Origin of the sequence: Labrys miyagiensis (genome assembly GCF_030160835.1) — a bacterium.
In the GTDB taxonomy this organism is placed as follows: domain Bacteria; phylum Pseudomonadota; class Alphaproteobacteria; order Rhizobiales; family Labraceae; genus Labrys; species Labrys miyagiensis.
The window spans coordinates 1-13,216 of the sequence record NZ_BSPC01000071.1; the positions used below are offsets into that span (position 1 = coordinate 1).

Here is a 13,216-nt window from a genome sequence, read left to right on the forward strand (position 1 = left end):
GCTCGCGCTCGCCCGCTTCGCGCAGGGCCGCCTGCGCCGCCTCTGCGGCCTGGCGCTTGGGCGTGACGGCCTCACGCGCGGCTTCGGCTTCCTGCTCCAGCTCGGCCAGGCGATTGCGCTCGGCCAGGCGCCGGGCCGCGGCTGAGGGCGCCTCGGCGGCGGCCACGAAACCGTCCCAGCGCCAGAGATCGCCCTGGCGGGTGACGAGACGCTGGCCTGGGGCGAGCAGGGCCTTGAGGCGCGGGCCATCGGCCTTCTCGACGATGCCGATCTGGGCAAGGCGGCGCTGCAGGCTGTCGGGCGCCCGCACGAAGGTGGCGAGCGGCTCGACGCCCTCAGGCAGCGCGGCATCCTCGGCGCCGGGCTCGGCACCCGACCAATGGGCGGGCGCGGCAAGATCGGTGGGGGCGTCGATGTCATCGCCGAGCGCCGCACCCAGCGCCACTTCGTAGCCCTTGGTGACTTTGAGCTTGTCGGCGATGGGGGGATATTTGGCGCTGGCCGGCGTCAGCACAAGCTTGGCGAGCGTACGCGCCTCGGTCTCCAGCCGGCTGGCGACGCGCTCGGCTTCCTGCAGCGGGCCTCGGGAGGCAGCCTCGGCCTCGCGGGCGCCGGCATGCCGGGCTTCAGCCTCAATGGCGGCCTGCTCAGCCTCGCCGAGTCGCTGCTGGAGCGCTGAGAGTTCCTCCTGCAGGCTCTGCGCCAAGGCGGCAGCGTTGGAGCCGGCCTTCAGCGCCTCGCTCTCACGCCGCACATCGGCGAGCTGGCGCTCGAGCCGCATGACGCGGTCGCCGGCCTCGCGTTCGCTGCGCTCGGCCTGGCTGCGTCCGGCCTGTAGCTCGGCGAATTCGGTCTGGGTCTCGCCCATCGCCTTTTCCTCAGCGGCGAGGGCGACTTCGGCGGACCGCAGGACTTCCTGCGCCTCGGCGGCGAGATCGCCTGACGCTTCCTGCTCCTCCTTCAAGGCGGCTTCCTCGCCGACAAGGCGTTCCAGCATGGTGCCGGCATCGGCGATCATCGCCTTTTCGCGGGTGATGTCGGCGCCGGCCTGGGTGATGCGGTGGTCGAGCTCGATCTTGCGCTGTTCGGCCCGGCGCTCTTCCTGCTGCAGGGCCTCGCGGGCGGTGGTCAGGCGATGCAGCTCGGCGGCCGCCACCGATTCGGCCTCGCGCAAAGGCGGCATCTCATGGGCGGCGATCGCGGCGAGGCGCGCTGCCTCGGCCTGGGCGCGGGTGCGCTCGGCCACGGTGCGGATGTCGAGATCGAGGCGCTTCTCGGCCTCGATCACCAGCCGGCCCGCCTCCTCGAAGGCGATGTGGAAGAGCAGGGCCTCGGCCTGGCGGATCTCGTTGGAGAGGCCGCGATATCGGGAGGCCTGGCGCGACTGGCGCTTCAGGCTGTCGAGCTGCGATTCGATCTGGGTCAGTACGTCCTCGAGGCGCTCGAGATTGCTCTCGGCGGCCTTCAGGCGCAGTTCCGCCTCGTGCCGGCGCGAATGCAGGCCGGAAATGCCGGCCGCCTCTTCCAGGATGCGGCGGCGGGACTGCGGCTTGGCGGCGATCAGCTCGGCGATCTGGCCCTGGCGCACCATGGCGGGCGAACGGGCGCCGGTGGACGCGTCGGCGAAGATGAGCTGCACGTCGCGGGCACGTACCTCGCGCCCGTTGATGCGGTAGTTGGAGCCGCGGTCACGCTCGATTCGCCGCGAGATTTCAAGGAGATCGACATCGTTGAAGGCGGCGGGGGCGGTGCGGTCCTTGTTTTCGACCGTGAGGATCACCTCGGCCATGTTGCGCGCCGGCCGGTTGCCGGAGCCGCCGAAAATGACATCGTCCATTTCGGCGGCGCGCAGGTTCTTGTGGCTGCTCTCGCCCATCACCCAGCGCAGGGACTCGACCAGGTTCGACTTGCCGCAACCGTTCGGCCCGACCACACCTGTCAGGCCGGGCTCGATCAGGAAGTCGGTCGGCTCGACAAACGACTTGAAGCCGAGAATCCTGAGCTTGGTAAGTTTCATTCGTCACCCCGCAACCAGGCCGTTGTCAGGGCGGAGGCTGCCTTCAGGACTTGAGGAACGGATCCGCAGTCTGGGAGAACTCATCCAGCGAGATCTCGCCGCTCTTTCTAACACCATTGATGAAGAAGGTCGGCGTGCCGTCGATGTTGAAGACCTTCTCGCCGCGATCTTTCACCGCGTTCACGCCAGCATAGAGCGCCTGGTCTTTCAAGCAGGCCTGGAACTGTTCCTGTGTAAAACCCGACTGCTTGGCGATCGCGAACAGGCCCGGCAGCACCTGCTTGGCATCATCGACGAAAGCCCAATTGTCCTGCTGGGCGAAGAGGACGTCGAGGACGGTGTAATATTTGGTGGCGTCGTTGTTGGCGATGCAGCGGGCCAGCATGAAGCCGGCGGTGGCGCGCGGGTCGAGCGGGAATTCGCGCATCGTCCACTGCACCTTGCCGGTGTCGATATACTTCTGCTTGATCGCCGGGAAGACCTCCTTGTCGAAGCGCGCGCAATGCGGGCAGGTCATCGAGGCATATTCATAGACCTTGACCGGCGCGTCGGGCTTGCCAATGGAGATATCGGGAATCGGGCCGGGAACAGCGAGTTCCAGCAGGCTGACCTTGTCGCCGTCGGCGGCGAAAGCGGGCAGGGCCGGTAGCGCCGAGGTCGCCGCGAGGGCTGCGATCAGGGTGCGGCGGTTAAGCATCGGGCTCATCGGCTCATCATGTCCTTCATTGGGTGCGCTAGAGCAAAACGCGTTTTGGCAGTAACGGCATTTTGCCCAGATTCTTTATTTCGACGCGTTTTGCGATTCTTGCCGATTCCGTCAAATCGCAAAACGCTTTGCACGCTGCAAACGTGCGGTACTTGAGCCGCACAATTATGGCAACAGGCAGACGGAGCGCTTTCACGGAGCTGTGACCGGTTTTGATCCCCGCACCTGACGTCCCAGGCGCTCTAGCGCTTCGCGCAGGCCGGAGTCTTCGATGCCCTTGAGATCGTCGGCCAGCTTCTGGGCGGCGGCAGGAGCCAGTTCTGGTACCTTGGGCCGTTCGCGCCGCTCCGGATGCTCGACCGGGCCTTGCTTGAGGCGCAGCTTGCCGACGCAGCGCCAGCCGAACACCGCATTGATGCGCTCGATGATCTGGGCCGCGCCCATCTCCACCTCCAGGGCGAATGCGCTTTCCACCCGCAGAATCAGCGTTGCTGGCTGGGGGGCGGCTTCCGGCACCTGTGTCTTCGGGCGCGGGGGCCACTGGATCTTCATGGGCTGCGACTGCTCGGCGAGGCGCGCGCCCACGATATCGGGCCAGTGGCCGATGATGTCGGCCGTGGCAAAGCCGCGCGCCTTCAGGGCATCGGCAAGGGTGGGGCCGAGCAGGTCCGCGAAGGGGCGTGCCGATCGGCGCGGCTTGAAGTTTGAGGGCTTGTTGCTCATGGCCAAAATATGAAATGAGGAACCATGCTGAATCCTGCGCCCTCCGAGGTCAAGTACTCTGACGCCCTGCTGGCCTGGTACGACAGGCATCGGCGGCGGCTGCCCTGGCGCGCCTTGCCGGGCGAGACGCCCGATCCCTATCGCGTCTGGCTCTCCGAGATCATGCTGCAGCAGACCACAGTGAAGACGGTCGGGCCGTATTTCGCGACTTTCGTCGCGCGCTGGCCCACGGTCAAGGCCATGGCGGCGGATGATATCGAGGAGATCCTCAAGGCGTGGGCGGGGCTCGGCTATTATTCGCGGGCGCGCAACCTCCACGCCTGCGCCCGCTTCGTCAGCGACAAGCTCGGCGGACGCTTTCCCGATACCGTGGAGAGCCTTCGCCAGCTGCCGGGTGTCGGCGCCTATACGGCGGCGGCGGTGGCGGCGATCGCCTTTAACCGCCACGCGGCGGTGGTCGATGGCAATGTCGAGCGGGTGGTGACGCGGCTCGAGGCGATCGAGACCCCGCTCCCCCAGGCCAAGTCCGCCATCGCTGAGATCGTCCAGCGCCTCACGCCAATGGACCGTCCAGGGGATTTCGCCCAGGCGATGATGGATCTCGGCGCCACCATTTGCACGCCGAAGCGCCCGGCCTGCGCCCTCTGCCCGTACATGTCATTCTGCCGGTCCCGCGCCGCCGGCACCCAGGAGAACTTTCCCCGCAAGGCGCCCAAGGCCAGGCGCCCCTTGCGCAAGGGCGCGGCTTTCTGGATCACCCGCCCCGATGGCTGGGTGCTGGTGCGAAAGCGCCCCGACAAGGGGCTGCTCGGTGGCATGACCGAGATCCCGTCCAGCACGTGGAGCGAGGATTTCGACATCGGCGGCGCCCTTGCGCATGCGCCGCTCAGGACGAACTGGCGCAAGCTATCCGGTGAGGTGAGCCATGGGTTCACCCATTTCGAGCTTGCCGTCACTGTCTATGCCGCCGACGCCCTGGTGAGCACCAAGGCGCCGCCCGATTGCCGCTGGGTGCGCTTGGCCGATCTCGACGGCGAGGCCCTGCCGACGGTGATGCGCAAGATCGTGGCACTGGCACGCGGCGAATAGGGCAACTTGCCGCCGTCTCCTGCCGAGGCATTCCGGGTGTATATCCGGTCTCCCTTTCCGATTCCTTGCCCGACAATCGGGCACGGAAGCGCATGCTTCGCCATCTGGATAAGAATAATTTATTCTTTATGACAATCTTTGCTTTCTGCGAAAAAATAAATATTAACCTTGCGATACTTCTTGTGATACATTGGGGAAGTTCACTTTTCTCTTGCGTTTGTCGCTCCATCAGCCAGCATGAGGCCGTACGTGCAGTGGGGGTCCCATGTCATTTCTTGCCGCTTTGCTGATCGGCCTGGTCGCTGGTCTGCGCACCTTCACAGCTCCGGCGGCCGTGAGTTGGGCAGCCCATTTCGGCTGGCTTCCCCTCCAGGACACCCCCCTGGCCTTCATGGGCTACACGATCACGCCGTGGATTTTCACCGTCCTCGCCATTGTCGAGCTGGTGGGCGATCAATTACCCTCGACGCCGAGCCGCAAGGTGCCGATGCAGTTCGCGGCCCGGATCATCAGCGGCGCCTTCACAGGCACGGCAATCGGCCTGCCAACCGGCCTCGGCCTGGTTTGCCTGACCGCCGGCATCATCGGTGCTGTGTTGGGCACGTTCGGTGGCCATGAGTTCCGCCGGCGGCTCGCCCTCCTTTTCGGCAGGGATCTGCCGGCGGCGCTGGTCGAGGACGTGATCGCCATCGGCGGCGCCTTTTTGATCGTGAGGTTTCTGCTTTGAGCAGGACATTCGATGCCATCATCGTCGGTGCCGGCCAGGCTGGGCCCTCGCTCGCCAGCCGTTTCAGCGCGGCGGGGCAGACGGTGGCGGTAATCGAGCGCAAGCATGTCGGCGGGACCTGCGTCAACACCGGCTGCATGCCGACCAAGACGCTGGTCGCCAGCGCCTATGCCGCCCATCTCGCCCGGCGTGCCGACGATTACGGCGTGGCGCTCTCAGGTTCTGTCGGCGTCGACATGAAGAAGATCTGGGCGCGGAAGCAGAAGGTGACGATGGATTCGCGCACCGGGCTCGAGGGCTGGCTCGGCGGCATGCCGGGCTGCTCCCTGATCCGCGGCCACGCCCGCTTCACCGGCCCGCATGCGATCGAGGTGAATGGCGAGACCCTAACCGCCCCGAAGATATTCCTCAATGTCGGTGGCCGCGCCCATGTGCCCGAGATGTCAGGCCTTGGCGATATCGACTATCTCACCAACACTTCCATCGTCGAGCTGGACACGCTGCCCCGGCATCTCGTCGTGATCGGCGGCAGCTATATCGCGCTCGAATTCGCGCAGATGTACCGTCGCTTCGGCAGCGCCGTGACGGTGATCGAACGCGGCCCGCGCCTGGCTTCCCGTGAGGACGAAGATATCTCCGCCGCCATCCGCGAGATCCTGGAGAAGGAGGGCATCGCCATCCATCTGGGCGCCGAGGACATCCGCTTCGCGCGCCGGGGCGGGGAGGCGGCCGTGGCTCTCGGTGGAGGCGAGGAGATTCTCGCCTCGCATGTGCTTGTTGCCGTGGGCCGCGTGCCCAATACGGACGATCTCGGCCTCGACAAGGCCGGCGTCGCCACCGACAAGCGCGGCTTCGTTACCGTCGACGACCAGCTGCGCACCAATGTCGAGGGCATCTGGGCGCTGGGCGATTGCAACGGCAAGGGCGCCTTCACCCATACGTCCTATAATGACTACGAGATCGCGGCCGCCAATCTCTTCGACGACGACCCGCGCCGGGTGAGCGACCGCATCACCGCTTATGCGCTCTATATCGATCCTCCGCTCGGCCGGATCGGCCTGACGGAAGCCGAGGTGCGCAAGTCCGGCGTCAAGGCGCTGATCGGCACGCGCCCGATGACCCGTGTCGGCCGCGCGGTGGAGAAGGGCGAGACACAGGGCTTCATGAAGGTGATCGTCGATGCCGAAAGCCACGCCATCCTCGGCGCCGCGATCCTGGGCGTCGGAGGGGACGAGGTCGTCCATGGTCTTCTTGACGGCATGTATGCGCATGCGCCATCGAGCACCATCCAGCGGGCGGTGCATATTCATCCCACGGTGTCTGAACTTGTGCCGACGATGATTGGGGAAATGAAGCCGCTGGTGTAAGACGCTGCCGCCGATTTCCGACGAATTTCTGAAATTCTGGGCTGGAAAGGCCGGTTCTGCAGTTCGGTTGCGATGCCAAAACAAGGCATCGCCCTGGTTTTGCGCACCCAGATTCGGATTTTGGCTGCCAATCAGGCTGCTGGCGAGTCACGCTAGCGTCACGATGGAGTCACGCTAAGTCGCATGTCACGACAAAGCGACCGTCGGTGTGAGCCGGCCCGCGGTCTTCCCCAGCAAGGGGAAGGGGCACAGCGAAATTCCAAAAAGACCGGACACTTCAGTGCGATGGCGTCTGCAGCCGAGAGAAGACCAGATGGGCGCCATGACTGGCAGCTTGCTGAAGACCTATGCCGATTGCGATGCGCTCGACCTCGCCAGTCTGGTGAAGCGTGGTGAGGTCTCGCCTATGGAACTGGTGGAGGCCGCCATCACGCTGGTCGAGCACCTCAATCCCCAGCTCAACGCGGTAGTTCATCGGCTCTACGACGCCGGCCGGGCCTCGGCCGCGATGGTGGATCGGCATGCTCCCTTCGCCGGAGTGCCGTTCCTCTTGAAGGAACTCGGCACGGCTTTCGAGGGAGCACCACTCACCAATGCCTCCCGCTATCTCCAGGATCGGGTCGCGACGGCCGATTCGCAGGCCGTGCGCCGGATCAGGGCCGCGGGTCTGGTAACGATCGGCAGGTCGAATGCACCCGAATTCGGTCTTTCCATCACCACCGAGCCCAGGCTCTACGGCGCCACGCGCAATCCCTGGCGGCGGGAGGCCACGGCGGGTGGCTCGAGCGGCGGCGCGGCAGCGGCGGTCGCTACGCGCATGGTGCCGATGGCTGAAGCCAATGGTGGGGCGGGTTCGATCCGCCTACCCGCCTCTTGCTGCGGCGTGGTCGGCCTGAAGCCCTCACGCGGGCGGGTCAATCTCTCGGCCCCTGCCGATCTGTGGTATGGCGGCGTCGCTTCATTCTGCTGCACACGCACGGTGCGCGATACGGCAGCCTATCTTGACGCGCTTGCCAGAGGCCCGGCGAGCGAGCCCCAGGCGCTGTCCTGGCCCGAGGAGAGCTGGCTGCAGCTCTCCGCGCGCATGCCGAGACGTCTTCGCATCGCTTTCACCGTGACGTCGCCGAACGGCATGCCCGTCGATCCGCAAGTCAAGGCGGCCGTGCTGGCGGCGGCGAAGGAGCTGGAAGGCTTTGGGCACAGCATCGAGGAACACGACATGCCCCTCGATGGCGATGCCGCCTGGAGGATCTATGCCCGCATGGTGCCGGCACGAGCGGCCGCGGAATTCAGGCGGCTGGAGACGGTGGTAGGCCGTCGGGTTACGCGGGATGACGTTGAGCCGGTAACCTGGGCCATCATCGAGCGGGGACGAGGCGCCGACAGCGGCCAGCACGCCCGGGACGACCAGGAATTGCGCCAGCTCGGCCGCGCTGTCGCCGACGACCTCATGCCCTACGACATCTTCATCACGCCCACCCTGACGCAATTGCCGCGCCCCGTCGGCTATTACGACATGGGGGATGGCGATCTCGACCGCTATCTGTCGCGCTGGAGCGATGCGGTCTTCGCCTTTCCCTTCAACATCTCGGGCCTGCCGGCAATCTCGCTGCCGCTCGGCTGGACGGCGGACGAGATCCCGATCGGCGTGCAACTGGCGGGTCGTCATGGCGACGAAGCCAGCGTCCTGGCAATCTCCACGCAACTGGAGCACGCGATGCCGTGGAAGGACAGGCGGCCGAAAGGAGGTGCTCCCAGCTAACCCGCCGCTGCCAGTTCCTTGCGCAGCACGGTCCTGAATTCGTCGATCAGACGCAGCTTCCCATCTTCGCGGTAATGCCAGAAAGTCCAGCCATTGCAGGCGGGCAGGCCCTGGGCGAGGGCGCCGATCTTGTGGATCGAGCCGACGATGTCGCCGAGCATGATCGAGCCGTCGACCCGCACGCGTGCCTCATGACGGCCATTGGTGTCGGTGAGGATGGCGCCGGGCTGCAGCAGCTGGCGTTCGATCACGGTGGCGAAGGGAATGCGCGGTTCGGAGCGCTTCTCGGCCGGGGCCAGCATGGCGGCATCGTCGACCGGTTCGGCGAGGGCGATGCGCTCGCGGGCATAGGCGATATAGTCCGGATCGCGCTCGATGCCGACGAAATGGCGGCCGAGCTTCTTGGCGACGGCGCCGGTGGTACCCGAGCCGAAGAAGGGGTCGAGCACGACATCGCCGGGGCGGGACGCCGCCAGCAGGATGCGGGCGAGCAGGGTTTCCGGCTTCTGGGTGGGATGCGCCTTGCGGCCATCGTCGCCCTTCAGGCGTTCGGCGCCGGTGCAGAGCGGGATCAGCCAGTCGGAGCGCATCTGCACATCCTCATTGCCGGCCTTCAGCGCCTCGTAGTTGAAGGTGTAGCGCGAACCCTGGTCGCGCGAGGCCCAGATCAGGGTCTCATGAGCATTGGTAAAGCGCTTGCCGCGGAAATTCGGCATGGGGTTGGACTTGCGCCAAACGATGTCGTTGAGGATCCAGAAGCCGAGATCCTGCAGGCTGGCGCCGACGCGGAAGATGTTGTGGTACGAGCCGATCACCCACAGAGTCGCATCGGGCTTCATCACGCGCTTGACGGCGGCGAGCCAGGCATTGGTGAAGTCGTCGTAATGGCGCAGCGAGGCGAATTTGTCCCAGTCATCGTCGACGGCATCGACCATGGAATTGTCGGGACGCTGAAGATCCCCGCCGAGCTGAAGATTATAGGGCGGATCGGCAAAGACGAGATCGACGCTCTGCGCGGGCAGGCGTGCGAGGGCTGCAATGCAATCCCCTTCGAAGATGGTATCGAGAGGGAGAATCCCGCCCGGCGAAGCAGCCGCGCGGGATTCACCTTTCTTCGACCCAGGGCTCATCCGGAGCATTGTTGCTGCTCCGGTACGCGAGATACTCATGGGATACTCACACGCAACGCTACTCGGACTACGAGGGGAATCCTGGGCCCGTTTGGTAAATTCCGCGTTGCCATATCAAGAAAAATTGCGTGCCGGATCGGGACGAGTGTCGTAATTCTTCAGACCATAGCGCTTTACGATTTGGCGGAATCGTCAGAATCGCCAAAGCGTTTTGCGATTTGACGGAATCGGCAAGAATCGCAAAGACGCGTCGAACCAAAGAGTTAGAGCAAAGCAGCGTTTACGCTTAAACGCGCTTTGCTCTAGGGCGCGTCGAGACAAAGACCCAGTGCAAAAGGCGTTTCCGCCTGAACGCGTTTTGCTCTGGGGATGCCATAAAGCCTGAAACGGGGAAGCGACATGCTCAAGAATATCGATCCGCTGCTCAATGCCGATGTGCTCTATGCCCTCAGGGCCATGGGCCATGGCGACACGCTGGTGATCTGCGACACCAATTTTCCGGCTGATTCGGTGGCCCGCGAAACGGTGCTCGGCGATCTCCTGCGCATCGACGGCGTGAGCGCGGCCCGGGCCGTGCAGGCGGTATTGTCGGTGGTGCCCCTCGACACCTTCGTCGATGATTCCGCCCGCCGCATGGAGATTGTCGGCTCGCCGAGTGAAATCCCGCCGGTGCAGCAGGAAGTGCAGGTCGAGATCAACAAGGCCGAGGGCACGCCCCGGCCGATGACCTCGATCGAGCGCATGGAATTCTACGAACACGCCAAGAAGGCCTATTGCGTGATCACTACCGGCGAACGGCGTTTCTATGGCTGCTTCATCTTCCGGAAAGGCGTGATCGCGCCGTAGCTGGGAGCGCGTTCTGCTGGGAGCGCGGACGTCCTCGTCTGCTCTTGAGACGGAGACGTCCAAGGATAGAGCGCGCCCGCGATCGGCGGTCTCAGGGGCCGCCCGTGATCGGTGTGCCGGTCTTCAGACCGGCATGTCCTGGACCTAGGTGGAAGATGCCGTTCCCGCCACATCGACTGAAGGTCGATGTGGCTGAGAAGACCGGCACACCGTATGCGCCCCTTCTTTGGAACTCTCCGTTTCAAGAGCGGACGAGGACGTCCGCGCTCCCAGCATTATACGCCTTCAGCCGCCCGAATGTCCGCCGGTGATGCCGGCAGGGGCCGTGGGTGTCGATCGCCCTCGTGTGCTCGGCGGTGCCGTAGCCCATGTGGCGCTCGAAACCGTAGAGCGGGAATTCGGCGGCGAGCTTCACCATCAGCCGGTCACGCGTGACCTTGGCGATGATGGAGGCGGCGGAGATGGCGGGCACCAGCGCGTCACCGTCGACAATGGCGCGAGCGGGCAGGTTCAGGCCATGCGGCACGTCCTTGCCGTCGATCTCCACCGAAGTGGGGCGCAGCGAGAGGCCGCGCACGGCCCGGCGCATGGCATCGAGCGTGGCGCCGCGGATGTTGAGGCGCTCGATCATGTCGGGGCTCGAAAAGGCCACGGAGACCGCGAGGGCGCTACGCATGATCTCGACATAGAGTTCCTCGCGCCGGACAGCGGTGATCACCTTCGAATCAGCCAGACCCTCCGGCACATTGTCCGGATCCAGGATCACGGCGGCAGCCGATACGGGACCCGCGAGAGGGCCGCGGCCTGCTTCGTCGACACCGGCAAGAAGTATCTTTGTCATGATCTGCCGTTAGAAGATTCCCCGGACGTGTTCCAGCCCCAAACTGCAATCGCCCGCGCATAATTCGTGACTTGCTTTGTGTCCGGGCCATGTCAGACTAGGGCCTCGTCTCGATAAGTCACAGGAATATTGTCTTTCAACCAGAGAACGGCCGACATCGCCGGGGATAGGTCTGGATGCAGGAACAGCTGAGCGAGGACGAAACCATGGCCGCCGAGCCTTCCGATTATCAGCCGCCCGCCGAGGTTGCTCCGAGTAAGGTTCCTCCTGCCACCAAGACGGGCCTTTTGAACGACCACGTCTTCGAACGGCTCGTCCAGGACGAGGAGGATGTCGTCGGGCTGCTCGCCTATTCGCTCTCCATGCAGAACAAGCGCGACTGGCTGCTCGCCTTCCACAAGGAAGTCGGCCGCGACCCCACGCCCGCCGAACTCGCCGCATACGACATCGGCGAGCGCATCGAGCGGCGCCTGATGACCTATCGCAAACTCGCCGAGCATGCCCTCTCAGGCAACGCCTTCTGGGCCTCGGCGACACTGACGCCGGTGAGCGAACTGCCGGGCGCCCCGGCGATCGAGCCCTCGACACCGGCCCCCGCCAAGAACGCCGGCAAGCAGGGCTGGTTCGGCGGGAAGTCGCGCTAGCTGGGAGCGCGGACATCCTGTCCGCTCTTGGAAACGACAACATTGCAGAATGCGGCGACAAGCTTCGTTTTCGTCATTGCGAGCGCAGTGAAGCAATCCAGGGGCGGCAGGTACCGCCCTCTGACACCTGGATTGCGTCGCTGCGCTCGCAATGACGATGTCGGATCTCGCGCCTTTTCCTGAAAGCTACATGTTTCATGAGCGGACAAGATGTCCGCGCTCCCAGCTAGAACAACGCCAACTGCTCTCCCACCCGCACCGGGCGCGTGAAGAGATCGGCGCGCAGCTTTAGGCGGCGGGCGTTGATGCCGAGCCTTGCCGCCGCCAGCTCGAAGCGGCGGCCGATGGTCCAGGCATAGGGCCCCGTGCCGGTCATGCGCAGGCCCCAGCGGGAATCGTAATCCTTGCCGTCGCGGGCGGATTTCATTAGCGAGAAGACGTGCTTCAGCGCGTCGGGCCGATGCTCGGCCAGCCAGCCGCGCATCAGCTCCGACACTTCCAGCGGCATGCGCAGCATGACATAGCCGGCCTCGCGGGCGCCGGCGGCATGGGCGGCGTCGAGGATGCGCTCGATCTCGGCATCGTTGATCTTGGGGATGATCGGCGCCACCATCACAGTGACGGGGATGCCGGCATCGGCGAGCTGACGCATGGCCTTGAGGCGCAGCGAGGGCGTCGCCGCCCTGGGCTCGAGCGAGCGGGCGAGCTTGGCGTCCAGCGTCGTCACCGACAGCGCGACCTTGACGAGGTCGCGCTTGGCCATGCGCGCGAGGATGTCGATGTCGCGGGTGATAAGCGCCGATTTGGTAACGATCCCGAGCGGATGGCTGGTGCGGTCGAGCACTTCCAGGATGGAGCGTGTGATGCGGCGCTCTCGCTCGATCGGCTGGTAGGGATCGGTGTTGGTGCCCATGGCGATGGTGCGCACCTCGTAATTACGGGCCGACAATTCCTTCTCCAGGAGGGCGGCGGCATTGGGCTTGGCGAACAGACGGGTCTCGAAGTCGAGGCCGGGCGAGAGGCCCATATGCGCGTGGGTCGGCCGGGCGAAGCAATAGACGCAGCCATGCTCGCAGCCGCGATAGGGGTTGATCGAGCGGTCGAAGGAGATGTCGGGCGAATCATTGAAGGTGATGATCTTGCGCGCCTGCTCGTCCTGCACCTGTGTCTTGACGGCGGGCAGGTCCTCGACCGAGTTCCAGCCATCGTCCTCGATGAAACGCGACAGGCCTTCGAAGCGCCCGCTGGCATTAGAGCCGGCGCCGCGGCCACGCCGCCTGTCGATGTCGACGACGGTGGTGCCGAGAGGCACCGCCGAGACGAGAGGGTCCTTGATGATAGGCATGCCCATGGAAGCCTCCGGC

General features: G+C 65.1%; 12 protein-coding genes. 6 read left to right on the forward strand and 6 right to left on the reverse strand.

Features of this window, described 5'->3' with window-relative positions; all coding sequences use genetic code 11:
• From QQL24_RS31730 to QQL24_RS31740, 3 genes are all read right to left on the reverse strand, one after another.
• Window positions 1-2,017: chromosome segregation SMC family protein (locus QQL24_RS31730; RefSeq protein ID WP_284316318.1), on the reverse strand; the 2,017-nt coding region annotated here is incomplete at its 3' end.
• A 43-nt stretch (window positions 2,018-2,060) separates the two neighbouring features.
• Entirely contained in the window at window positions 2,061-2,723 is a 663-nt protein-coding gene (locus QQL24_RS31735; RefSeq protein WP_284316319.1) for a DsbA family protein, read from the reverse strand.
• A gap of 192 nt (window positions 2,724-2,915) precedes the next feature.
• On the reverse strand, window positions 2,916-3,446 hold the full coding sequence (locus QQL24_RS31740; protein ID WP_284316320.1) for a DUF721 domain-containing protein: 531 nt from the start codon (window positions 3,444-3,446) through the stop codon (window positions 2,916-2,918).
• 24 nt (window positions 3,447-3,470) lie between these two features.
• On the opposite strand from QQL24_RS31740, the gene mutY reads away from it, so the two are divergent.
• The 4 genes from mutY (at window position 3,471) to QQL24_RS31760 (ending at window position 8,391) form a co-directional block, all read left to right on the forward strand.
• Window positions 3,471-4,535, forward strand: a complete 1,065-nt coding sequence (mutY, locus tag QQL24_RS31745) for an A/G-specific adenine glycosylase (protein ID WP_284316321.1) — start codon at window positions 3,471-3,473, stop codon at window positions 4,533-4,535.
• A 265-nt stretch (window positions 4,536-4,800) separates the two neighbouring features.
• The gene (locus tag QQL24_RS31750) at window positions 4,801-5,262 is read left to right on the forward strand and encodes a DUF4126 family protein (protein ID WP_284316322.1); all 462 of its coding nucleotides are present in this window, start codon (window positions 4,801-4,803) and stop codon (window positions 5,260-5,262) included.
• Window positions 5,259-6,629 carry an FAD-containing oxidoreductase gene (locus QQL24_RS31755; protein WP_284316323.1) on the forward strand — a complete coding sequence of 457 codons (1,371 nt, stop codon included), beginning with the start codon at window positions 5,259-5,261 and terminating at the stop codon, window positions 6,627-6,629. The genes QQL24_RS31750 and QQL24_RS31755 overlap by 4 nt, the downstream gene beginning before the upstream one ends.
• Window positions 6,630-6,951: 322 nt before the next feature.
• The gene (locus QQL24_RS31760) at window positions 6,952-8,391 is read left to right on the forward strand and encodes an amidase (RefSeq protein ID WP_284316324.1); all 1,440 of its coding nucleotides are present in this window, start codon (window positions 6,952-6,954) and stop codon (window positions 8,389-8,391) included.
• Here the strand turns inward: QQL24_RS31760 and QQL24_RS31765 are convergent.
• On the reverse strand, window positions 8,388-9,560 hold the full coding sequence (locus QQL24_RS31765; protein WP_431310784.1) for a site-specific DNA-methyltransferase: 1,173 nt from the start codon (window positions 9,558-9,560) through the stop codon (window positions 8,388-8,390). The two genes, QQL24_RS31760 and QQL24_RS31765, sit on opposite strands and share 4 nt — an antisense overlap.
• Before the next feature lie 360 nt (window positions 9,561-9,920).
• Between QQL24_RS31765 and QQL24_RS31770 the strand changes: the two genes are divergently transcribed.
• Entirely contained in the window at window positions 9,921-10,367 is a 447-nt protein-coding gene (locus tag QQL24_RS31770; RefSeq protein WP_284316325.1) for an RbsD/FucU family protein, read from the forward strand.
• Between the two features lie 241 nt (window positions 10,368-10,608).
• Here the strand turns inward: QQL24_RS31770 and rnhB are convergent, their stop codons facing one another.
• Complete coding sequence (gene rnhB / locus QQL24_RS31775) at window positions 10,609-11,208, reverse strand: ribonuclease HII (protein WP_284316326.1); 600 nt, start codon at window positions 11,206-11,208, stop codon at window positions 10,609-10,611.
• Window positions 11,209-11,384: 176 nt separating this feature from the next.
• On the opposite strand from rnhB, the gene QQL24_RS31780 reads away from it, so the two are divergent.
• A complete protein-coding gene (locus QQL24_RS31780; protein ID WP_284316327.1) occupies window positions 11,385-11,852 on the forward strand; it encodes a hypothetical protein in 468 nt (155 codons plus the stop codon).
• 226 nt (window positions 11,853-12,078) lie between these two features.
• Here the strand turns inward: QQL24_RS31780 and QQL24_RS31785 are convergent, their stop codons facing one another.
• On the reverse strand, window positions 12,079-13,197 hold the full coding sequence (locus QQL24_RS31785) for a PA0069 family radical SAM protein (protein ID WP_431310787.1): 1,119 nt from the start codon (window positions 13,195-13,197) through the stop codon (window positions 12,079-12,081).
• Window positions 13,198-13,216: the final 19 nt, after the last annotated feature.

What these genes read in the sequence shown, in the direction of transcription:
- QQL24_RS31735 (WP_284316319.1), bottom strand. Translation starts at nt 2,723, where the DNA reads ATGAGCCCGATGCTTAACCGCCGCACCCTGATCGCAGCCCTCGCGGCG.
- QQL24_RS31740 (WP_284316320.1), bottom strand. Translation starts at nt 3,446, where the DNA reads ATGAGCAACAAGCCCTCAAACTTCAAGCCGCGCCGATCGGCACGCCCC.
- mutY (WP_284316321.1), top strand. Translation starts at nt 3,471, where the DNA reads ATGCTGAATCCTGCGCCCTCCGAGGTCAAGTACTCTGACGCCCTGCTG.
- QQL24_RS31750 (WP_284316322.1), top strand. Translation starts at nt 4,801, where the DNA reads ATGTCATTTCTTGCCGCTTTGCTGATCGGCCTGGTCGCTGGTCTGCGC.
- QQL24_RS31760 (WP_284316324.1), top strand. Translation starts at nt 6,952, where the DNA reads ATGACTGGCAGCTTGCTGAAGACCTATGCCGATTGCGATGCGCTCGAC.
- QQL24_RS31765 (WP_431310784.1), bottom strand. Translation starts at nt 9,560, where the DNA reads ATGAGTATCTCGCGTACCGGAGCAGCAACAATGCTCCGGATGAGCCCT.
- QQL24_RS31770 (WP_284316325.1), top strand. Translation starts at nt 9,921, where the DNA reads ATGCTCAAGAATATCGATCCGCTGCTCAATGCCGATGTGCTCTATGCC.
- rnhB (WP_284316326.1), bottom strand. Translation starts at nt 11,208, where the DNA reads ATGACAAAGATACTTCTTGCCGGTGTCGACGAAGCAGGCCGCGGCCCT.
- QQL24_RS31780 (WP_284316327.1), top strand. Translation starts at nt 11,385, where the DNA reads ATGCAGGAACAGCTGAGCGAGGACGAAACCATGGCCGCCGAGCCTTCC.
- QQL24_RS31785 (WP_431310787.1), bottom strand. Translation starts at nt 13,197, where the DNA reads ATGCCTATCATCAAGGACCCTCTCGTCTCGGCGGTGCCTCTCGGCACC.